Genomic DNA, 22,395 nt, shown 5'->3' with positions numbered 1-22,395 from the left:
CAGGTAGAATTCTAGTTTCTATGGACCAAAACTCTGCACTATGACTTACTGTATTGGCATGCGCCTGGACGCCGGGCTGGTGTTTCTCTCCGACTCACGCACTAATGCAGGTGTTGATCAGGTAGGCACTTTCCGCAAGATGTCGGTGTTTGAAAACCCTGGCGACCGTACCATGGTGCTGATGACGGCTGGTAATTTGTCGATTTCACAATCGATACGTCAACTGGTGTCTGACCATGTGGATGCCAAAGGCAATAGTATCTGGACTGCGGCCAATATGTATGAGGCTGCCCGAATACTCGGTGAGGCGGTACGCACCGTGTATCACCGTGACGCCAAGTCCTTGTCTGAGTTTGGCATAGACTTTAATGTCAGCCTGATTTTTGGTGGCCAGATCAAGGGGAGCGTTGCCGTCTGTTCCAGATTTATTCTGCTGGTAATTTCATAGAATCACATAATGAAAATACCTATTTCCAGATTGGTGAAGCCAAGTATGGCAAACCCATTGTCGATCGCGTGGTCACCCCGGCGACCCCACTTGACGAGGCAGCCAAGTGTGCGCTGATCTCCATGGACTCTACCCTGCGTTCTAACGTGTCTGTTGGTTTGCCGCTGGATTTGCTGGTATATGAAAACAATAAACTGGCCGTCACCCACTTCGTGACGATAGATGAGAAAAACCAGTATTTCCAGATGATACGAAATACCTGGGGCCAGCAGTTGAAGTCTGTCTTTGAAAGTATCGCTGACCCAGTCTGGAATGCCAGCCCGGAAGTTCAGGGCAATGTCTTGTCAGCCACCAATATGCACAGCAAGCCTGTGAGGGTTGCCGTGCCGCCGGAGTTGCGGGATATTGCGACGACGACACCATCACCTTTGCAGTCTTTGGCGCAGCAGCCGAACAATACCAGGCAGGCATAAATATTATTGCCTTGCAGGCTGGTCATCGCGCCCCATCCAACTCAGACCTCGGGCCAGTGTTTACTAAGGCTCATACCTGGCGGCATTGATGAGGATAGTGACGCCCATGTAAGTGCCGATGGGAAAACCCAAAAGTAATGGACAGGCCAAAGCCATGGATGCACTACGGCTCCATGTCTTGTCTTGCTCAACCGCAGCGCTCAATTTGAAATGCGCAAAAGATAAAGTCGCCGTAAGGATAAACAGCGCAATATGTGGAATCGACTGGCCTCCCGTGGCGAATATGCCGAGCGCAAAAAAAATTGTTACCAAGCCGTACAGATAGCAACTATAGCGGTGCATGTCTTCAAGTTTGCGTTTCGGTCCTGGTCCGTCCCATGATGATGCCATATTCCCTCTCGAATCAATATTACTGCATACCAAAAACTGAAAAACCAGTTGCATGGGCTTTTTGTGTTTTTATTTGAATAAATCCCTAACGACAATAGGTACTCACGTCTCTCTCGGCAATTGCCTTGTCGTTTGCGTCAGTCTTGTTATTGTTAGTATGAACCAGCTTGCCACTCAAAATCGCTTTAGCCATCGCACAACGTGATTCATTGGTTTCAGGCTGGTTACCGGGAACAAAAGGCGACGGTTCTTTAGACTTCACCACTGGTTCTTTGGCTTGCTTTGCCTGCTTCTCTGCCTGCCGTTTGCGAAATTCTATTTCCTGTTCTTGCCAGCTCGGTGCGGCAGAAGCCTTACCTTCACCGGCATTGACTTTTACCTCTTCAACTTTGGCTTTGCCCGCATCATCCTTTTTCTCGGAATAATGGGTCTTGCCATTTGCATCAACCCACTTATAGATTTCTGCATTGGCGGTGACGGTAATCATCAGACTCATGCAAGTTGCGAACAAGGCTGGTTTAAGAATAGCTTGCTTCATTTTTTGACACTTTCAATTGATGACGAACGATACCAGAGCTTGTACCAGGGCACAAATACCTCCCGTCCGGCAAGCGCTCGCAAAACTGGACACTCTTTTATCTGGATTTACTTCTTGCCTTTGGTCTTGCGCCAGGCGCAATCAACAGCATGGTCATTCACCATACCTATCGCCTGCATGTACGCATAGATAATCGTCGAGCCAACAAATTTGAAACCACGCTTGAGCAAATCCCTGGAAATGCGGTCAGACAATTCTGTCGTAATAATGCGTTCACCACTATTGACGATGGGCTTGCCATTCACATAGGCCCACAGATAAGCATCCAGGCTGCCCTGCTCTTCACACAAACGCAGGTAAGCCTTGGCATTGGTGATGGCGGCAGCGACTTTTAAACGGTTTCTGACGATGCCGGCATTGGCCAGCAGTGAGGCAACTTTTTCATCATCATAGGCAGCGATTTTTTTGGCATCCCAATTATCAAAAGCCAGGCGATAATTTTCGCGCTTGTTGAGTATGGTTTCCCAACTGAGTCCTGCTTGCGCGCCTTCAAGATTGAGCATTTCAAACAGGCGCACTTCATCATGACAGGGCACGCCCCATTCATGATCATGATAGTCCAGGTACAGAGGGTTAGAGGGGTTAGCCCAATTGCAGCGTGTTTTCATACGTAAATAACCATGTGGAGTAATATATCATGTGGGGAAAAGCGAAGTTTTAACAAAATTTTTCAATTCGAATTGACATTCTACTCATTTCTTCTAGAATCGATGTTCGTCATCAGATAGTGGAATCACCATGTTGCGTTTTAAGTCCAGCGGTAAAAACCTGTTCGCCTTGTCAGCAGTGAGCCTGATCCTCGCAGCCTGTGGAGGTGGCAGCAACCAGGATGCCAAACAGGCAGCCACCGTGTCACCGGCACCAGCCATACAGGCAGCAACTGCTGCCGATGTCATGAGCTTTACTGGCAAACGCCAGAATTATACGATCTCACGACTGGGGTCCACTTATGTCATTGTTGATATGGTAGGTGGTGCGGCCCCCGTCAGCGCACCGCTGACGACCAATGTACTGCAATTCAGTGATTTTCGCGTCAATCTACGCATAGGTGACAAGGCTGCAGCGCTCTCTGTTACCAGCCTGAACAATCTGATCGACCTGTATGTGGCCTTCTTTAACCGCGTGCCCGATGCTGACGGCCTGGCTTACTGGATAGACCAGGTGCAGGCAGGCATGAATGAAGCGCAAATTGCAGAAAGTTTTTACCTGGTTGCTCTTCAATCACCTGCGCTGACGGGTTACTCCAGCAGCATGAGCAATGATGACTTCATCCGCATCATTTATAAAAACGTACTGGGCCGTACCGGCACTACTGCACCGAATGCAGCAGAAATCAGTTATTGGTCCAGCCAGCTGAAAAACGGCACACCCAAGGGCAGCATGGTCAGGGCTATCCTGGTATCGGCCCGCGAATATGCAAATGACGCCACCTGGGGTTGGGTCACCACTCTGCTGAACAACAAACTTGATATCGCGAATTATTTTGCGGTACAACAAGGCCTGAGTTATCTGACGCTGGATGACAATATCACCAAGACCATGGCGATTGCCGCCGCAGTCACCAGCACATCCACCTCGGCTGCCCGCGACCTTATCGGTGTCAGTGGCAACCCGATTAACTCTACGCTCATCTCCCCAGGTACGACAGGCATCTATGGTTCGCCTGATCAACTGGCCAATATCTGCACCCCCACAGGAGAAAAAAGCTGGGTGCGCGCCCACCTTGACGATGTCTATCTGTGGTACCGCGACATCGTCAATGTACCGGCTGCCAACTACAGCACAGCAGCAAGTTATTTTGATGCATTGATCGTCAAATCCAAGGACAGGTTCAGCTTCACTGACGTTCAGGGCAGCATTGATGACTACTTCCAGTATGGCGAAGATGTCAGCTATGGTTATACACTGGTGCGTGAAGGCAGCAAGATACGTGTGCGTTACGTGCAGCCTGGCTCGCCTGCAGACATTGCGCAACTCAAGCGCGGCACAACCCTGCTCAGTGTGGATAACACGGATCTGAGTGGCTCGCTGAACGATGCGCAATACAATGCCCTGTACCCACCAAAAACCGAAACTCACAGTTTCAGGGTGCAGGATACCAATGCCGCGACCAGCCGCCTGGTGAACATGACGTCGGCTACTGTCGCCACTTCACCAGTGCTGCAAGACCAGATACTGAATGTGAACGGCAAGAAGGTGGGCTATATGGTCTTTACTGACCACATCCGAACCGCAGAAGCACCTTTGATAACTGCAATGCGCAAATTCCAGACGGCGCGCGTTGACGATCTGGTGCTCGACTTGCGCTACAACGGTGGTGGCTACCTGTATATAGCGCAGGAGTTGGCCAGCATGATTGCAGGCAGCAAGGCCACCAACAAAGTGTTTGAAAAGTTGCAGTACAACGACAAACATCCCGAATGGACGGCAGACAGCATCTACAACTTCGTTGACGTTGACACCAGCCGCCGCTTCTTGCCGCAACTGAACCTGCCCAGGGTATTCGTTCTGACCGGCAGTGGTACTTGTTCAGCCAGCGAATCCATCATCAATGGTTTGAAGCCTTTCATGCAGGTTATCCTGATTGGTGACACTACTTGTGGCAAGCCCTATGGCTTCTCCCAGACCAACAACTGCCAGACCGCGTATTTTGCGATTGAATTCAGCGGTGTCAATGCAGCAGGTCAGGGTGACTTTACAAATGGTTTCTCCCCCTTGTGCAAAGTATCTGATGACTTGAACCATGATCTGGGCGATCAAAGCGAATCACGCTTGTCTGCTGCGCTGACCTATGCGAGCACAGGTTCCTGCCCAGCCGCAGGCTTCAGCCCTGCACCACCACCGCTTGATGGATCACCAATACGCGACAAGAGCATGCAGCCATGGCGTAATATCAAGCTGCTCAAATCGGCGAATATGCAAGCCAGGTAAGTTGAGCAAACAACAAAAAACGCAGCAGAAATGCTGCGTTTTTTATGGCCGATTCAATAGCGGTTATTGATTACCCCCAGCTATGCAAAAAAATTGGCGCAGTAGATAATCATAGTTCTTGCAGTACCCGGTTGGCGCGGTCAATATCAGCTTGGTGCTGCGGCGACTTGCCGGGTAAAGCTTTCAATATTGAAATTGCCTCGTCCAGCATCAGCCTGGCGGATTGCACCTGCTTTTGCTGGCGATAAACCATGCCCAGATTAATCATGGCATTAGCAACATAGGCTTGAAACGTTTCAGGATTTTTTTTCGCAGCCTGGCGTAAGAATGCAATCGCTTTTTCATAAGCCTGTTGCGCGTCATCGAAACGACCTTCCCGATGATACAGCGTTCCCAAATTCAATAATGAACGCCCCAACTGAGCAAACAATGAGCCTGGATTAGCTTGCTCACTCTGGCGGTAAATTTGTACAACTTCTTCAAAAGATATACGCGCATCCTGGTAACGTTGTTGAGCCTCGTATTGAAAAGCCAGAAATTCAAGCATGGTGGGTGCCATTGCCAAGTAGAGCTCAGGTATTTTTCCCGCCACCTGATGGAGTATGGTCATCGCTTCTTCAAAATCAAACTGGGCTTCTTTTTGTCGATTTTGCTTGCGATACAACAATCCTCTGCTCCGCAGTACCCATACCATTTCCATTTGATGACGGTTGCCATTGGTTTTCATCAAAGTGCGGTATAAAGCGATAGCTTCTTCATAAAAAACCAACGCCTCCTTTAGGCGTCCAGCGTCGGAATGCACATTAGCAAGTATGGTCAGGTTTTCGGCGAGATACGGTGTATATAGAAGCGGCTGACTCTTCGCGAGTTGCCTGTGAATCGTGAGAGCGCCTTCACTGGCCGCAACTGCATCATCAAAACGATTTTGGTCCACATAACTATGACTCAAACTGTTCAACGCAATTGCCACTTTCACTTGATACATTTCTGGATTGTTTAACGCCAGTTTTCGGTATATGCGCAAGGCTTCTTCATATCCAGCCTGAGCTTCCTGTAAGCGATGTTCTGCTTCGTAAGGAATACCAACATTGATCAGGGCACCAGCCAGTTCTGCCAAATAGTGGCCAGGATATTTTTGCGATAGCTGGCGATAGATACTCAGCGCTTCTTCATAAGGTATGCGAGCCTCTTTCATCTTGCCAACCACGGAATAAGTGCTTCCTTGCACACCAAGCAATTTTGCCAATTGCGGCAAATATTGCTCAGGGTCTTTTTCTGCAAGTTGGCGATAGCGAAGAATATTTTCAGCACTGATGCCTGCATTGGCAGGTGCTACCTCAGCAGGCACATCGGCAGCAAAAACTGGCTGCGCACTGATGCTGGCAGCAGCCATCACAAAGGCAAAGTAGAAGTGGCGTTTGAGTTTATTCACAATGATTTTATCCGGTTCAATTTGCTGGTCGGTGCGCCAAAAAACTGCATGTTCAATGCATCACCACCCTGCGCATTTTTTGCGAAATATACGCCAGGCTGACCAGGCTCATCAAGGCGCAAACCAGAAAGGCGATGCCAACTGCGACCACACTCAGGGTTTCGCCTTTCAACACCTGGTTCATCATCTGGTTTTGCGACAGCACCGGCACCCACTGGAACCACGAGGGTTCGCGGCCAGGGAACAGGATGGGTACCAGAGATACAAAGGGGATAAACATGGTCACCATCTGGTTGCGTACCTGGGCTTCTTTATAGCTTTTGCAATCCAGCGAAATGGCAATCTGTATCGCGGCAACGCTGGCGGCCAATGGCAACAAGACCAGCAAAAAGCCCATCGCATCCTTGAAGTTGAACTGGAATTCAGCGCGCAGGGTTTCATTATGGATCAGCCACTGCGAGGGAAAGAAGCTGAAAATGGTCAGCACCACTACGCCCATGCCAACAATCGCGACCGCGCTCCATTTGCCGATGGTCAGTTGCCAGCCAGTGACAGGGTTCATCATCAGTGGCTCCAGCGAGCCGCGTTCGCGTTCACCAGCAGTCGTATCAATCGCGGCATACATGCCACCAAGGACGATGGCCATCAAGACCATCATGGGCAGCATGGTGGTGATGGTGGCTTTGCGTTCTTCCGGTTTTTTGATATGTCGCTCGCGTATGTCGAGGCGCTGCAATAATTCCAGCGACACGCCACGCATGGCCAGCCCCAATGTGGCCAGTTCCTGTGAATAGCCATCCAGCAAACGGCGCAGGGGGCGCACACCAAATTCTGCCTGGCGGTTCGAGGTATCAAAGGCTATTTCCAGAACACCCTTGCCACCTGATGCCAGCTTCTCATCAAAGTCATCGGGGATCAGCAAGACGGGCTGGTCAAGTTCCTTGCTTTGCGATTTGGCAGCGTAATCATCAGGCGCGGTCTTGATTTGATAACCCTGACGCAGGATGAAGTTTTCCAGTCCACGTGCATGTTCAATACCTTTGACGAGCACGGTACGTTTTTCTTCCTGCGATTCAACCTGGGTCAGCACCACCGAGAAAATCAGGAGCATCAGTGGCACGCCCAGCAATGAACTGATCAGGGCTACCAGCAGGGTACGGCGGTCACGCAAGGCATCACGCAATTCCTTGCGCAGGATAGCTAAAGTGGCTTTCATCAATTCACTCCTGTCAGGGATTTTTGTGGATGCAGGAATGCCAGTTTGACGAAGGCATCTTCAAAATTATCTTCACCGGATTGCGCCAGCAATTCTTCTACCGTGCCATGCGCCACGTCCTTGCCCTGGGCAACGATGACAACCTGGTCGCACAGGCGCTCTACCTCTTGCATGATGTGAGTAGAGAAAATGATGCACTTGCCACCACCTTCTGGCGAGCGCAAGAAGCGCAAGAATTCCCGCAATGCACGGGTAGCGACGACGTCCAGACCGTTGGTGGGTTCATCCAGAATGATGTTCTTGGGATCATGCACCAGCGCTCTTGCCAGCGCAGTTTTCATACGTTCACCCTGGCTGAAACCATCGGTGCGGCGATCCAGCAATTTGTCCATGTCCAGCCATTGCGACAACTGCCTGGTGCGCTGCTCTGCATGAGCAGTGTCCATACCATGCAGCAAGCCATAGTAATGGATATTTTCCCTTGCGGTCAGTCGTGGGTAGAGGCCACGGGCATCTGACAAGACCCCCATGTGTGACTGCGTCGATGAAGTACCTGCCTTGACGGCCGTGCCATCGACCGTGATCTGTCCTTCGTCGGATTGCAAGAGTGCGGCGATCATGCGCAGCGTGGTGGTTTTGCCTGCGCCATTCGCGCCCAGCAAACCGGTGATGCAGCCGTCACTGGCGCTGAAGCTGACGCCATCAACAGCCTTGACCACTTCACTGGTTTTTTTCATCAAGCCCAGGCTGCGGGCAGCATTGACAAAAGCATTGCCTGAGGATTTGCCGAGGCGCACAAATTCTTTGTGCAAGTCATTGACGATAATCATGGCTTGACCTCCTTGCCCGCTTTGCTGGCAGCGGGCGGCACAGGTGCCTGCCAGGCCAGTGCACGTGGTATCTGGCGCACGCAGGTGGTATCAACCTTGACGGCTTCGCTGTCTTCTTTGGCATTTAAAAAACGATGCACTACATCGCGTATGCAGCCTTGGGCCAACAAACCGTGACCAGTATTTTCTATGACGACATGACGGGCATTCGGGCCCAGCGCCTTGGCGACTTCATCGCCATATCTGGTGGGCGTGACGGGATCAAGACCACCACTCAGCAACAGGGCAGGCGAAGCTGAGGCGGGCACCTTGAAAAAGTCTGCCGGTATTTCGCTACGCGGCCATTTTTTGCAAGTCTGGGTATATTGTTCAGCCATGAGTTTTTCAAAATCATCATTGGCAGGCAAACTTGCCGACTGTGCAAAAGCTTCACCACACCACACCGAGAAATGCATGCCATAAGAAATGCCACCGGGGCCAGGCAAATTGGTAGCACCTGTCATGGTCACAAGCGGTGCATAATTGCCCTGCTCTGCCTGCGTCAGCGCATAGGGTAAAGCGGATAATGAATTGGGGCTGTACAGGGTTTTATGGACCAGGCCCAACAAACTGTCACGCGTCATCTCGGTCTTTATGGGTGTACCCATGCGTGGGTGCGTGATACTGATTTTCTGCGGCTGGCTGGCCAGCAGTTTTTTCCAGCGGTTCTCCAGGTCAGGGTAGCTGGCATTGCAGGCGGCTTCTTTTTTGCAATCCCTGAACAAGGCATCCAGCGCTTTTTGTGCATCGGCACTGGCCAGACGCATGCTGGGTGGCACCACGCCATCAAGCACGATGCGGCGCACCGATTGCGGGAACTGACGCAGGTATTCAAGCCCGGCACGCGTGCCATACGAGGCACCGACGACATTGATACGGCCATAGCCTTGCTTCAGGCGTACCGCCTCCAGGTCCTGCATGGCAATGCTGGTACCAAAGTATTGCAGCTCGCCATAAGGCAAGGTTTGCAACTGGCGCATGCAGTCGTCGGTGACTTTGACTCTTTGTTCCGGCGATAAAATTTCTTCGGCTTTTTCGAGTTCAGGACATTCCAGCGGTGCACTACGGCCCGTGCCACGCTGATCAACAAACACCAGATCACGGCGGCGGTTCAGGCGTGCCATCAGGGTGGTCGCCCAACTGGCGACGCTGATGGCACTTTGGCCTGGGCCACCGGCCAGCAGGAAGACGGCATCCGGCAATTTATTCCTGTCCTGCGAAGGGATCACAACATAGTGGATATCGATCTGCTTGCCTTGCGGTTGCGCCGGATTCAAGGGTCTTTGCACCTGACCGCATTGCACTTCTTGCGGGAATTCTGGCAGGCGGCAGGCCCTGGTGGGTGAAGTAGTGGCTGCGGCATTGGCATGTGCTGTCACGGCGCTGCATAGCGCCAGACCAGACATGAGCCTTTGCATGAGTCTTTTGTTCAAAGTGGTCTCCTGAAACTGCTTACTTAATGACTTGATTACTTTAATAGCAACTTCAGGAGTCTAAGCGGAATTACTCAATCAGTAAATGGCAGTTGTGATTGCGTGCCAAGATTGCTGAGCAAAGTCTTGATAGGTGCAGGCAAACCCAGTTGCATTGCTTCACTGAGTGGATGCCAGCCAAGTTCACCCTCTGCAACTTGCAGGTGACGTTTTTTGAGTTGCACATGCACTGGCAGGATATGTAATTTGAAGTGAGTGAATACATGGGCAAAAACCGGCAAGACCTGAATGCTGGCGATGTCACCAAAATGGCTGGCGCGCTCACACACAGTCGTCATTTGCGCATCGACAGAAAAGGCATCGTCTTCACCACTATATTCCTGCATGCCCGCCAGCTCAGGCAGCGATAACAAACCACCCCAGATGCCGGTGAGTGGCCTGCGCTCCAGCAAGACTTCTGCCCCGTCCTGCACCAGCAGCATGATGGCTTGTTTTTCTTTTTGCGCTTTTTTTGGTTTGCGTACCGGCAGCTCTGCGGTCCTGCCTTGCGCATAAGCCACGCAGCGTGGCTGGAAAGGGCATAGCGTGCATTTGGGGCTGCTGCGCGTACATACCGTAGCCCCAGGTCCATCAGGCCCTGCGTATAAGCACCTATGTCTTGCGCGGGCAATAAAGCCTGGGCGCGCAGCCACATATTGTCTTCAACGGGTCTGGTGCCGGGATAACCATCTATGCCAAACACACGGGCAAATACGCGCTTGACGTTACCATCCAGAATTGCGGCCACCGTGCCATAAGAAAATGCCGTGATCGCGGCGGCCGTTGAGCGGCCTATACCTGGCAATTCTTGCAGCAAGACGGGATCAGCCGGGAACTTGCCCTGGTATTTATCCACCACCTGTTTGGCGCACTGATGCAGGTTGCGGGCGCGGGTGTAATAACCGAGGCCAGCCCAGTGCTCCATGACTTGCCCGGCCGGTGCGGCGGCCAGGTCAAACACGGTAGGAAAAGTTTCCAGGAAGCGTGTGTAATACGGGATTACTGCCGTGACCTGCGTTTGCTGCAGCATGATTTCAGACAGCCAGACGCGATAAGCCTCATGGCTTTGCTGCCAGGGCAAGCCGTGACGGCCATGCTGTTTTTGCCAGGTGATGAGCGCTGCAGAAAAACTGTGATCGACGTATAGACTTGCGTGGGAATTAGCAAGCTGAGGCTGACCCGCGGGGCCAGCCTTGCTGCGTGATGCTGTAGACTTCATTATTTCAGGCAGCCACCCTGAGCGCCGTCAGTTCTGCAGTCAATGCGGCCCGCAGGGTATCTTCGAGATCGGTCAGCGCTTTTTTCTGCGCATCGATATCTGCCTGCAAGCTCTCGAATGACGATATCTTGTCTTCCAGGCTGTCAGTCGCCACATGAATGCGCTGTATCGATTGCATGCGGTTTTTCAACTGGCCTTTGTGCTCACGTATCTGTGCTTCCAGCGGCGCCATGACAACTTTTTGCCAGGCTTCGACATCGCGGTTGGCTTGCAGGAAACTTTGCTTGACGCGGGCGGCAACAGAATCAAAGAATTTGTGCATCAACACAACTTGCGGTGTTGTCAGCAAGGTCGCGGTACTGAACTGCTTTTGATACACGCCTTCAATCGCTTCAACTTCCTTGATGTATTTGTCCAGAGAGAAAGACATGGGTGACGACAGAGCCAGGCCATGTTCAGTCGAAAACTTGCGGTACATGACCGTCATCATTTCCGAAATTTCATCTGTCTTTTTATTCGATGTCTGCAGGTTCAGTTTAACCTGAGAAAAGAACTGCTTGACCGAATCACGCAGGCCAACCGAGAACTTGCTCTTCTCCATGGCTTCCCGTGATTTGCGGATTTCTTCGCGCAGGATGTCCATGCCCAGGCTGGTATATACCTCAGTCGATAAACGGGTAAACACCGAGCGCGTGCCCTGCATGCGCAAGAGGCTGGCGTCGAATTCTTTTTTCTCGGCATCGATACGCTTCATCATGTGTTCGATGACGTTCATATTCTTGCCGCGCAGGCTCTTCAATTCCATCATCTGCTCAACCATGCTGCGGCTGCGGGCAGAAATAACGGCCTGTTGCGCATGGATGATTTCATTGATTTCTGAAGTCATCTGGGCGCGGATGATGTTTTGCTTGGCCGGTATCAATTCCTTGGACAAAGCATATTCCAGCGTAGGCAGGCGGCTCCTGGCCAGCAAAGGCGCATCTTTATTGATTTTGGCAACCAGGCCTTTTTGTGCAGAGATAGGGAAAATCTGCTTTTCTTCCAGCCCCAGAGTATGAGCAACCGTGCTGACCTGGCGGACGATCTGCGCTTCGACTTCTTCAGGTGTGCGCAACTCATCCCACATGCTGTCTATCTTGTTCAGGACGACCATGCGGCCAGGGCCGTTGCCAATATTATTGCGCCAGACATCGATATCGCTCTTGGTCACGCCGGTATCGGCAGCCAGGATGAACAATACTGCATGCGCATTCGGGATCAGGTTCAGTGTCAGTTCAGGCTCGGTACCAATCGCATTCAGGCCAGGCGTATCGACAATGATCAGGCCTTCCTTCAACAAAGGATGAGGGAAGTTGATAATGGCATGACGCCATTGGGAAATCTCTACCAGGCCATCGTCATCGACTTCCAGCGGTGCATCGGGGTCGTTTTCATCGAACAGGCCATACTGTTTGGCCACGTCTATGCTGACCTTCTTGGTCAGGCTGACTTGCTTGAAGGCTTCCAGCATGCCGTCGCCCGAGCTGATGTTCAGCGGCAAGACCGTCCATACATGGCTTTGGCCCTTGTATTCACTCGTTGATTGCGCTTCGGCACGGGTTTCTATAGGCAACAGGCGTATGCAGGGCGGGATGGTGTCGTCATACAAAAGCTCGGTCGGGCACATGGTGGTGCGACCGGCAGATGATGGCAATATGCGCTGACCGTAATCGGCAAAGAATATGGCATTGATCAGTTCTGACTTGCCGCGTGAGAATTCCGCAACGAAAGCGATAGACAATTTGTCATCAACCAGACGTTCCATCAAACGCGCAATGCGTTGATCACTGGCGGCATCGGCCATATCCGATCCATGTATCCATGACCGGTACTGCTCCAGCGCTTTGACCACTCCTTTGCGCCAGTCGCTGTACTCCTGGAATTTCTGAACCAGATTGCTCATGTTCCCCTCAGTTAACTTTTTTGATATTCCAAGTATATATGGAAGCGTTAAAAAAATACGTGTAAATCGAATTTTGCTTACATTTCAGCCAGATTTGTGGGTTTATTTCTGACATTTTGCACAATAAAAGCTGCTGCGTTGTCCTTGTTTTATCTGTCTGACGGCTTCGCCGCAAACACGGCAGGGTTCGCCAGTGCGGTCATACACAAAATAAGATTGCTGAAAATACCCGCTTTGCCCATCCACGCCCATGAAATCTTTAAGGGTGCTGCCACCCGCCTCAATCGCTGCCGCCAGCGTCGCACGTATGGCCGCTTCCAGTAAAGTATAGCGCTTAAGGCTGATGCGTCCAGCCTGAGTTTTAGGGTTGATGCCAGCTCTGAACAGGCTTTCTGATGCATAAATATTACCAACACCGACCACGATATCCCCGGCCAGCAAGACTTGCTTGATGGGGGCGCTACGGTTTCTTGTTAATTTATATAATAATTCTGGATTAAATCCGGCTTCCAGTGGTTCTACCCCCAACTGGCGTATCAGCAGATGCTCTTCCAGGTCGCCATCAGCAGCGTCATGCCAGAGTACCGCGCCAAAACGGCGTGGGTCTGTCATGCGCAGGGCGAATTCGCCCACGACGATATCAATATGATCATGCTTGGCCGGTGGCAGGTTTTTGTCCAGTACGCGCAAATGACCGGACATGCCGAGATGTATCAGCAAGGTACCATGCTCAAATTGCAACAACAGGTATTTGCCCCTGCGACCAGTCTCCAGGATGCGTCTGCCAGCCAGCAAAGCAGGCAAGTTGGTGGGAAAAGGCCAGCGCAAGCCGGCACGGCGCATGATCACGTCGGTGACCAGCTTGCCAGTCAAGTGCGGCTCTACACCGCGGCGCGTCACTTCAACTTCAGGTAATTCTGGCATAGGCGGGAACTTTTACCATTACAATCTGACACAGTGTATATATGTAGTGAAACCCACAGCTCTGCTGCTTCAGCGTAAAATCAGTTATCAACGTCAAATCCGGATTCGTTTTGAAAACACTGCCTACTCTCATTTTTACCCCTATTGTATCCGCAATATCATCCATGTCTGCCACTTCACTGTGGCGACCTGCAGCGCTGGTATTAAGCGCCGCACTGATCAGCGGATGTGCAAGCGTAGGCAAACCAGGTGGCGTAGCTGTCGAAGACACACATCATGTCAGCGACGCTGCCCAGGCAGCCCTGTCTGCAGAAAAGACACTGAACGGCGTAGCCAGTGCACCGGTCTATGAAGACCCCTTGCCTGAAGTCAAGCTGACCGAGGAATTATTCTACAAGATCGTCACTGCAGAAATCGCCTTCCAGCGTGGTAGCTGGCAAAGCGCCTATGTCATCCTGTACTCGGTGGCAGAACAAACCCGCGATCCGCGCATAGCCAAACGGGCGGCCGAAATCGCGCTGGCCGCAAAACAATCAGGCGAAGCGCTGCAGGCTGTGCGCCTGTGGCGCGAACTGGCACCGAACTCAAATGAAGCTACCCAGTATTACCTGGGCTTCATGGTGATGAATAACAATCTGGCTGAAATCCAGTCGGTTTATACGGAAAAACTGAAGTCATCTGACCCCAAACAACTGGGCGTGATGATGTTGCAGGCGCAGCGGCTGTTGTCGCGTGCCCGTGACAAGAATGGTGCATACAATACCCTGACCGCCCTGCTGCAACCATATAAAGACAGTCCTGATGCCCACATGGCACTGGCCCAGGGTGCCTATGTCAAGGGTGACAACAAGCTCGCCGTCAGTGAGGCACAACAAGTACTGAAAGCCAGGCCAGATTCTCAACTGGCGGTGCTCACCGTTGCCCAGGCATCTTCACAAGAGGATGCTGCCAAGGCCTTATCGGCCTTCCTGGTAAAAAACCCCAGTGCCCGCGACGTGCGCCTGGCCTATGCCAGCATACTGATAGACCTGAAACAACTGGATCAGGCCAACCACGAATTTGAAATCATCGCCCGTGACAAACCTGAAGATGTCAGTGCCATCTATACCCTGGGTGTGCTGGCGATGGAGCGTAACCAGCCGCAAAAAGCCGAGGCTTATTTCCTGCGTTATCTGCAGTCACTCGAAGGTAAGACCGGCGAAGAGCGCGACCCGACCACAGCCCTGGTCAATCTCTCGCGCATAGCAGCTGAACGCAAGGATTACAAAGCCGCACAAGACTGGCTGGCGAAGGTGGATTCTTATGATGGCCGCAATCCTGCCTGGTTCAATGTACAGATACGCCGTGGCTTCTTGCTGGCCAAGGAAGGCAGGCTGCTGGAAGCGCGCGCTTTCATACAGCAAATCAAGACCAGTAATGAAACCGAGCAAATCCAGCTGATACAGACCGAAGCGCAGCTATTGCGTGACGCAAACCTGCCGGATCAGGCCAGGGCCGTGCTGGAACAAGGCATTAAACAGACGCCGAATAATCCTGACCTGCTGTATGACTTTGCCATGCTGGCCGAGTCACAAAAAGACATCAGCAGCATGGAAGCGTCACTGCGCAAAGTCATAGAACTGGCGCCAACCAGCCAGCACGCCTATAACGCCCTCGGTTATTCATTTGCTGACCGCAATGTGCAACTGGACGAAGCCAATACTCTGATAGAAAAAGCCAACCAACTGGCACCGGATGATCCTTTCATCCTCGATAGCCTGGGCTGGGTCAAGTTCAGGCTGGCCAAGTATGACGAAGCAGAACAAGCCCTGCGCCGCGCCTATCAGATGCGCCCTGATGCCGAGATAGGTGTGCATCTGGGTGAAGTCTTGTGGACCATGGGGCAGAAAGATGATGCAAAAAAAATCTGGCGTGATGCCCTGAAAAAAGACCCGGAAAACCAGACCCTGAAATCGACGCTGGAAAGATTGAAAGTCAAACCTTGATATGAAAACTATGGGAACTCATGATATATGCATCTGAGTTCTGATATGGCAGCACAGCGGCGGACAGACAATGTCCGCCTTGTCATTTGTACCCGAACATACGCACAACCAACACAGCAAACATGCCATCAAATACCCGATTTAGCCTGCTCGCTTCAGCACTTTTTTGCACTTTGCTCAGCACTGGCTGTGCCAGCCTGAACAGCCAGACGCAAGCACCTGCGGCAACTGCAGTCAGCACCGCGACTGCCAGCACCCGGCAATATCAGCAGCAAATACAAATCAGCGGCAAGATATCCATCCAGTACCAGCAGGCCGACAAGCCGCAAAGTCTGCCCGGTGGCTTTGAATGGGAACAGGATGCGCAAGGCATACGTATCACCCTGCTGTCACAACTCGACCAGATCATGGCGCGCATCACGCAGAATGCGCAGGGGGCAACACTGGAGCTAAACGGCAAGGCCCCGCGCACTGCCAGCGACCTTGATCAGTTATTGCAAGATACCCTGGGCTGGTCTTTGCCAGTCGCAGGTTTGCGCGACTGGCTGCAAGGCTTTGTCGCCATCGACGGCAAGCAATTGGTCGCGGTGAAAGCAGAAGACCAGACCGTCAATACCCAGGGCTGGAAACTGCGCTATGTCAGTTGGCATGAACAACCGAGCTTCCCAAAACGCATAGACTTGCAAAGATATACCGAGCAGGCCGGCGATGTTTCTATCCGCATTGTGGTGAATGAATGGAAATAATGCGACTGGACAATTGCCCTGCCCCCGCCAAGCTCAATCTGTTTTTACATGTGACAGGCCGCCGGGCAGATGGCTATCATTTGCTGCAAACCGCCTTCCAGCTGATAGACCGTTGCGATTACCTGGATATCGAAGTGCGCGCCGATGGCCAGATATGCAGAACCAATGAGATAGAGGGCGTGCCTGCGGACAGTGACCTGATCGTCCGTGCAGCAAGATTATTGCAAAGCCATACCGGCAGCAAATTGGGGGCGAACCTGACTTTGCGCAAAAACCTGCCCATGGGTGGAGGCCTGGGTGGCGGCTCATCCGACGCAGCCACTACCCTGCTGGCACTCAATCATTTATGGCAAACCGGCGTACAGCGCGATGAGTTGATGAAACTGGCCCTGCAACTGGGTGCAGATGTACCCTTCTTTCTGTTCGGGACAAATGCCTTCGCAGAGGGAGTCGGGGAAGAATTGCAGGTTTTGCACACACCGGACGTCTGGTTTGTGGTGCTGGAACCGGGCGTACAAGTCCCCACGCCTGCAATTTTTTCGGCAAAGGAGTTGACAAGGGACACAAATCCCGTCAGAATAGCGGACTTTTCCAGTGATGCAAAACATAATTGGAAAAACGATCTGCAAACAGTTGCCTGCGCATTGTTTCCGCAAGTTGATGCAGCCATACAATGGCTCTCACAATACGGCGATGCAAAGATGACAGGATCAGGAGCTTGTGTTTTTTGTGCCTTTGCCGACGAGACGGCAGCAGACACAGTGTTAAAGCAAGTGCCAGATCGCTGGACATCATGGAAAGCAAAAGCACTGAGTAGCCACCCGATGGCGCAGAAATTGGGATCGAAAAATATTTGGCTTGAAGCCGGTTTAACGCTAAAATAGCGGCGAACTTGGAAACAGGCAAACGGTTGTGTAGGGGAGTCGCCAAGCTGGTTAAGGCACCGGATTTTGATTCCGGCATGCGAAGGTTCGAATCCTTCTTCCCCTGCCATTAAATTAAAGCCGCCGCATAGATTGTGCGGCGGCTTTTTCAGTTTTATCAGCGGCCATTTTTGTATAAAACCCATGCAAAATAAGCCAGACCCACAAAATCTCAGCCGATAGGTCCCAGCCATGGCAAATGCGCGCGCAAATGACAACATGATGGTTTTCACTGGCAACGCCAATCCTGCACTGGCTGCCGGTGTTGCCAAACAACTCGGCATCCCCCTAGGCAAGGCAGACGTTTCCAAATTCTCTGACGGCGAAGTCATGGTCGAGATCAACGAAAACGTCCGCGGTAAAGATGTATTCGTTCTGCAATCCACTTGTGCCCCCACCAACGACAACCTGATGGAAATCATGTTGATGGTCGATGCACTGAAACGTGCTTCTGCCGGTCGTATCACTGCTGCCATCCCTTATTTTGGTTATGCCCGTCAGGATCGTCGCCCCCGCTCTGCGCGCGTAGCGATCTCTGCCAAGGTGGTTGCCAACATGCTGGAAGAAGCCGGTGTAGATCGCGTGCTGATCATGGACTTGCATGCTGATCAAATCCAGGGTTTCTTTGATATCCCTGTTGATAATATTTACGCCTCACCAATTTTGCTGGGTGACCTGGTCGCCAAGAATTACGAAGACCTGCTGGTAGTGTCTCCTGACGTGGGCGGCGTGGTACGTGCCCGCGCCCTGGCAAAACGCCTGGGTTGTGACCTGGCCATCATCGACAAACGCCGCCCTAAAGCGAATGTCTCTGAAGTCATGAACATCATAGGTGAAGTTGAAGGCCGTAACTGCGTCATCATGGACGATATGGTTGATACTGCCGGTACACTGACCAAAGCTGCTGAAGTATTGAAAGAGCGTGGCGCCAAGAAAGTATTGGCTTACTGTACTCACCCTGTTTTGTCCGGCCCTGCGATACAACGTATTTCGCAATCGCCATTGGATGAACTGGTCGTGACAGACACTATCCCGCTGACAGAAGCTGCCCGTGCCTGCTCCAAGATACGTCAATTGTCTTGCGACAGCCTGCTGGCCGAGACTTTCCGCCGTATCACCAAGGGCGAGTCTGTCATCTCCCTGTTCACGGACTAAACTATTTTCCGGCCCTGCCATCTCCTTGATGGCAGGGCTATTTTCTGGACCCCTGGTCGCGGGGGTTCAACACCGCAAAACCGCATAAACGGTTTGCATTTTTTGGAGTAACACCATGAAAGTAATCGCATTTGCACGCAAAGAACAGGGGACCGGAGCGAGCCGCCGCCTGCGCAATGCTGGCCAAACACCTGGCATCATCTACGGTGGTACAGAAGCCCCAGTATCCATCACTCTGGATCACAATGCGCTGTACCATGCATTGAAAAAAGAAGCATTCCACTCTTCCATTCTGGACCTGGAAGTAGATGGCAAATCAGAAAAAGTATTGTTGCGCGACTTCCAGGTCCACGCCTACAAACAACTGGTTTTGCACGCTGATTTCCAACGCGTAGATCCTAACCAAAAAATCCACGTTAAAGTGCCTCTGCACTTCGTCAACGCTGACGTATCCCCAGCTGTGAAACTGTCTTCCGCAGTGATCAGCCACGTTGCTGTTGAACTGGACGTTTCCTGCTTGCCAGCAGATCTGCCAGAATTCGTTGAAGTTGACCTGTCCAAACTGGAAGCCGGTCAATCCATCCACGTATCTCAACTGGCATTGCCAAAAGGCGTGACAGCTGTTGTACACGGTGGTGACGCTACTGTTGCTATCGCTGTTGTGCCAGCTGGCGCAACTTCTGCAGAAGCTGAAGCAAAATAATTTGCATTTATGCAGATTAATTGAAAGCCGCCTTCGGGCGGCTTTTTTTATTTGGATTAGCGCGAAACTTTGTTTATGCGAAATACGATAATTGGTATTACTATTTCTGCTATCAATGATTTCTGGAGTTATACGCATGCCCTCGCCTTCCTGCCGCAAGCTATGCCTGAGTCTGCTCGTCCCACTGTGTTTCGCCGTAGTCAGCCCCGCCAGCCAGGCGCAACTGGCTGCAGGCATCAAATACGATACCAGCTACCCTATCATCAGCCCGGTGTATGCAAAGTCTGGCATGGTGGCGACTGAACAGACGCTGGCAAGCCAGGTTGGTCTGGATATCCTAAAGCGTGGTGGCAATGCGGTGGATGCTGCGGTGGCAGTCGGTTTTGCGCTGGCTGTGGTGTTGCCAAATGCGGGTAATATTGGTGGTGGCGGCTTCATGATTATTCATGACAGCAAATCAGGCAAGGATATCGCGCTGGATTTTCGTGAACTGGCACCAGAAAAAGCCAGCCGTGACATGTACCTGGATGCCAAGGGCAATGTCATCTCCGGCAAATCCCTGTATAGCCATCTGGCAGTCGGCATACCCGGCACGGTGGCAGGCATGGACCTGGCCTTGCGCAAATATGGCAGCATGAAATGGAAGGATGTCATCGCCCCGGCAATACGCCTGGCTGAACAGGGCTTTGAAATCAGCCCGCATCTGGCTGAACTCATCGACTCCAGCAAAAACCAGCTCGGCAAATGGCCAGCCAGCCGCGCGATCTTTTTCAAGGATGGCAAACCCATGCTGGCTGGTGAGCGCCTGCTGCAAAAAGACCTGGCACAATCGCTGCGCCTGATTGCCGAGCAAGGACCGTCCGCATTTTATGAAGGTGCGGTCGCCAAAAAAATCGTCGCTGAAATGCAGCAGCATGAAGGCCTGATCTCGGCCAGTGACCTGAAGAATTACAAGGCAGTGGAGCGCATACCCGTGCGTGGTAGTTATCGTGGCTATGAGGTGGTTTCGATGCCGCCACCCAGTTCTGGCGGTGTACACATCATACAGATGCTGAACATGCTGGAACACTATCCCCTGAAAGAGCAAGGTGCCAACAGCGCACAGACCCTGCATCAGCTCAGCGAAGTCATGAAACTGGCCTATGCTGACCGCTCAGAATTTTTGGGTGACCCTGATTATTACAAGGTGCCGCTCAAGGGCCTGACTTCACGCGCTTATGCGGATGAACTGGTCAAGAAAATACAGCCAGACCGCGCCACGCCTTCTGCCGAAATCAAACCCGGCAAGCCCCTGCCCTATGAGAGCGACCAGACCACGCATTACAGCGTGGCCGACAAATTCGGCAATATCGTCGCCACCACTTACACCCTGAACCTGAACTTTGGCAGCGGCATCGTTGCCACTGGCACAGGCATCGTCCTGAATAATGAGATGGATGATTTCTCGGTCAAGGCAGGCGTACCGAATGCCTTTGGCTTGCTGGGCGGTGATGCCAACGCCGTACAGGGCTGGAAGCGTCCTTTAAGTTCGATGTCGCCCACGATAGTACTCAAGGATGGCAAACCCTTCCTGGTCACCGGCAGCCCAGGTGGCAGCCGCATTATCACGACGACACTGCAAACCATATTGAATGTCATTGACCATGACATGAACGTGGCCGAAGCTACCATCTCGCCACGCATACACCAGCAATGGATGCCAGACCAGCTACGCTTTGAAAAAGGCATCAGCATGGACACGCTGCGCCTGCTGGAGCAAAAAGGCCAGGTATTGCGCCCTGCTGCCACTCTGGGCAAGACCCAGACCATACAGATAGTCCCACAAGGCTTTGCCGGATATTCAGACCCGCGCAATCCGGATGGTGCTGCGCTGGGGTTTTAAGTCAGCTTGACCGTTTATGAACCTGCCTCATCGCAAAAATCAATTTTTGCGATGTTTTCAAAAAACTATTGACCTAAAGTGTAACAATTTCGAAACAAGTGCAAATTTTTGTATTGTATTGACGTTTTTTGTCATTAATATTTGTTGTTTTAACATTTTTTAATATAAAAAGCCAAAATGACAATAATATCCTGCCTCAAAGTCGGTTTTGATTAATATGCGCCAGATATAGCACGGTATCTTTCCAAATCCGGGTATTCCCCCATCCACCCCGACCGCAAGCGTTACGAGTTCCGGGCAAACTTGCTTTCGTGCGTTTCCAGCGTGCCAACAAGGCAAACAATTGCAAGCTTCTGGCAATTCATTACAGGGAGCAATTGTGGCTTTAGCGGTTCAGCTTTAGCATACGTCTGGCAATTCTGAGTACCTTCAGATGATTGGCACAAAATTTGCGTCTATGCCATAACTAAACTGCTTTTTGCTGATGGGGAGAAAGAAATGCAAAGATATTCAAACAAAATTCAGCGAGGCTTTACGCTTATAGAATTGATGATCGTGGTGGCCATTATCGGCATCCTGGCTGCCATTGCAATACCACAATATTCTGATTATGTTTCCCGCACCCGCGCATCAGGTGCCATATCCGAACTCAATAGCCTGAAAAAAGAATTATCCATATGTTATCAGAATGAAAATAGCTGGACAAACTGCACGGTCATGGGAAGCAATTCCATCCCTATCGTCATCACATCGAAATTTTTGACCAATGCGGCTCCCTCCATTTCGAATGTAGGTGTGATTACGCAATCAACAACAGGGGCGACAACCAGCACTGGAACTGCGCTGAGTATTATATTGACGCCTTCCATCAGCTCTGGTCAAGGTAATATGATATGGACAAACACAGGAACTGTCTGTGATCCAATTCGCGGTTTGAAACCAGGCCAGGGCGGCTGCTAATATCCTGCATTTGAGCTGAATTTAAGCTGCACTTAAGCAGGCTGGCGGGAACCATGCTGAAATGCATATCCCGCACTTTCTATCAAATCACGTATTGCGCTTGATTGTAGCGCTTGATTGAAACATA

General features: G+C 51.6%; 17 protein-coding genes, 1 tRNA gene and 2 pseudogenes. 10 read left to right on the top strand and 10 right to left on the bottom strand.

Going from position 1 to position 22,395, the window contains the following annotated elements; all coding sequences use genetic code 11:
• The first annotated feature begins 40 nt into the window (after positions 1-40).
• Positions 41-921 (top strand): annotated as a pseudogene (locus UNDYM_RS03095) (peptidase).
• A 63-nt stretch (positions 922-984) separates the two neighbouring features.
• On the opposite strand, the gene UNDYM_RS03090 reads toward UNDYM_RS03095, so the two are convergent.
• From UNDYM_RS03090 to UNDYM_RS03080, 3 genes are all read right to left on the bottom strand, one after another.
• Positions 985-1,365: a hypothetical protein gene (locus UNDYM_RS03090; RefSeq protein WP_162039720.1), complete on the bottom strand. Its 381-nt coding sequence runs from the start codon at positions 1,363-1,365 to the stop codon at positions 985-987.
• Between the two features lie 31 nt (positions 1,366-1,396).
• Positions 1,397-1,849, bottom strand: coding sequence for a DUF4124 domain-containing protein (locus UNDYM_RS03085; RefSeq protein ID WP_162039719.1), 453 nt, complete (start codon positions 1,847-1,849; stop codon positions 1,397-1,399).
• A gap of 107 nt (positions 1,850-1,956) precedes the next feature.
• Positions 1,957-2,517, bottom strand: a complete 561-nt coding sequence (locus UNDYM_RS03080) for a DNA-3-methyladenine glycosylase I (RefSeq protein WP_162039718.1) — start codon at positions 2,515-2,517, stop codon at positions 1,957-1,959.
• Positions 2,518-2,647: 130 nt separating this feature from the next.
• Between UNDYM_RS03080 and UNDYM_RS03075 the strand changes: the two genes are divergently transcribed.
• Positions 2,648-4,840: a DUF4214 domain-containing protein gene (locus UNDYM_RS03075; protein WP_162039717.1), complete on the top strand. Its 2,193-nt coding sequence runs from the start codon at positions 2,648-2,650 to the stop codon at positions 4,838-4,840.
• Between the two features lie 109 nt (positions 4,841-4,949).
• Here the strand turns inward: UNDYM_RS03075 and UNDYM_RS03070 are convergent, their stop codons facing one another.
• The 7 genes and pseudogenes from UNDYM_RS03070 to mutM form a co-directional block, all read right to left on the bottom strand.
• A complete protein-coding gene (locus UNDYM_RS03070; RefSeq protein ID WP_162039716.1) occupies positions 4,950-6,272 on the bottom strand; it encodes a tetratricopeptide repeat protein in 1,323 nt (440 codons plus the stop codon).
• 52 nt (positions 6,273-6,324) lie between these two features.
• Entirely contained in the window at positions 6,325-7,488 is a 1,164-nt protein-coding gene (locus tag UNDYM_RS03065) for an ABC transporter permease (RefSeq protein WP_162039715.1), read from the bottom strand.
• Complete coding sequence (locus UNDYM_RS03060) at positions 7,488-8,318, bottom strand: ATP-binding cassette domain-containing protein (protein ID WP_162039714.1); 831 nt, start codon at positions 8,316-8,318, stop codon at positions 7,488-7,490. Before UNDYM_RS03060 ends, UNDYM_RS03065 begins: the two co-directional genes overlap by 1 nt.
• Positions 8,315-9,790, bottom strand: a complete 1,476-nt coding sequence (locus UNDYM_RS03055; protein ID WP_162039713.1) for an alpha/beta hydrolase — start codon at positions 9,788-9,790, stop codon at positions 8,315-8,317. Before UNDYM_RS03055 ends, UNDYM_RS03060 begins: the two co-directional genes overlap by 4 nt.
• 74 nt (positions 9,791-9,864) lie before the next feature.
• Positions 9,865-11,048 (bottom strand): annotated as a pseudogene (gene mutY / locus UNDYM_RS03050) (A/G-specific adenine glycosylase).
• A 4-nt stretch (positions 11,049-11,052) separates the two neighbouring features.
• Positions 11,053-12,990 (bottom strand): dynamin family protein, encoded by a 1,938-nt coding sequence (locus UNDYM_RS03045; protein WP_174244917.1) that lies wholly within the window; start codon positions 12,988-12,990, stop codon positions 11,053-11,055.
• Positions 12,991-13,092: 102 nt separating this feature from the next.
• The gene (mutM, locus tag UNDYM_RS03040; protein WP_162039712.1) at positions 13,093-13,914 is read right to left on the bottom strand and encodes a bifunctional DNA-formamidopyrimidine glycosylase/DNA-(apurinic or apyrimidinic site) lyase; all 822 of its coding nucleotides are present in this window, start codon (positions 13,912-13,914) and stop codon (positions 13,093-13,095) included.
• A 164-nt stretch (positions 13,915-14,078) separates the two neighbouring features.
• Between mutM and UNDYM_RS03035 the strand changes: the two genes are divergently transcribed.
• The 8 genes from UNDYM_RS03035 (at position 14,079) to UNDYM_RS31205 (ending at position 22,268) form a co-directional block, all read left to right on the top strand.
• Positions 14,079-15,899: a lipopolysaccharide assembly protein LapB gene (locus tag UNDYM_RS03035; protein WP_162039711.1), complete on the top strand. Its 1,821-nt coding sequence runs from the start codon at positions 14,079-14,081 to the stop codon at positions 15,897-15,899.
• A 122-nt stretch (positions 15,900-16,021) separates the two neighbouring features.
• Entirely contained in the window at positions 16,022-16,645 is a 624-nt protein-coding gene (lolB, locus tag UNDYM_RS03030) for a lipoprotein insertase outer membrane protein LolB (protein ID WP_162039710.1), read from the top strand.
• Positions 16,636-17,529 (top strand): 4-(cytidine 5'-diphospho)-2-C-methyl-D-erythritol kinase, encoded by an 894-nt coding sequence (gene ispE / locus UNDYM_RS03025; RefSeq protein ID WP_162039709.1) that lies wholly within the window; start codon positions 16,636-16,638, stop codon positions 17,527-17,529. The genes lolB and ispE overlap by 10 nt, the downstream gene beginning before the upstream one ends.
• A 32-nt stretch (positions 17,530-17,561) precedes the next feature.
• Positions 17,562-17,638, top strand: a tRNA-Gln gene (locus UNDYM_RS03020).
• 122 nt (positions 17,639-17,760) lie between these two features.
• Positions 17,761-18,723, top strand: coding sequence for a ribose-phosphate pyrophosphokinase (locus UNDYM_RS03015; RefSeq protein WP_162039708.1), 963 nt, complete (start codon positions 17,761-17,763; stop codon positions 18,721-18,723).
• A 115-nt stretch (positions 18,724-18,838) separates the two neighbouring features.
• Positions 18,839-19,426: a 50S ribosomal protein L25/general stress protein Ctc gene (locus UNDYM_RS03010; RefSeq protein ID WP_162039707.1), complete on the top strand. Its 588-nt coding sequence runs from the start codon at positions 18,839-18,841 to the stop codon at positions 19,424-19,426.
• Between the two features lie 136 nt (positions 19,427-19,562).
• Positions 19,563-21,308 (top strand): gamma-glutamyltransferase, encoded by a 1,746-nt coding sequence (gene ggt / locus UNDYM_RS03005; RefSeq protein WP_162039706.1) that lies wholly within the window; start codon positions 19,563-19,565, stop codon positions 21,306-21,308.
• 498 nt (positions 21,309-21,806) lie between these two features.
• The gene (locus UNDYM_RS31205) at positions 21,807-22,268 is read left to right on the top strand and encodes a prepilin-type N-terminal cleavage/methylation domain-containing protein (RefSeq protein WP_162039705.1); all 462 of its coding nucleotides are present in this window, start codon (positions 21,807-21,809) and stop codon (positions 22,266-22,268) included.
• Positions 22,269-22,395 lie beyond the last annotated feature (127 nt).

Source organism: Undibacterium sp. YM2 (assembly GCF_009937975.1).
Taxonomy (GTDB): Bacteria; Pseudomonadota; Gammaproteobacteria; order Burkholderiales; family Burkholderiaceae_D; genus Undibacterium.
The sequence above is the reverse complement of the archived record's forward strand: the minus strand, read 5'-3'. Positions and strand labels throughout refer to the sequence as shown.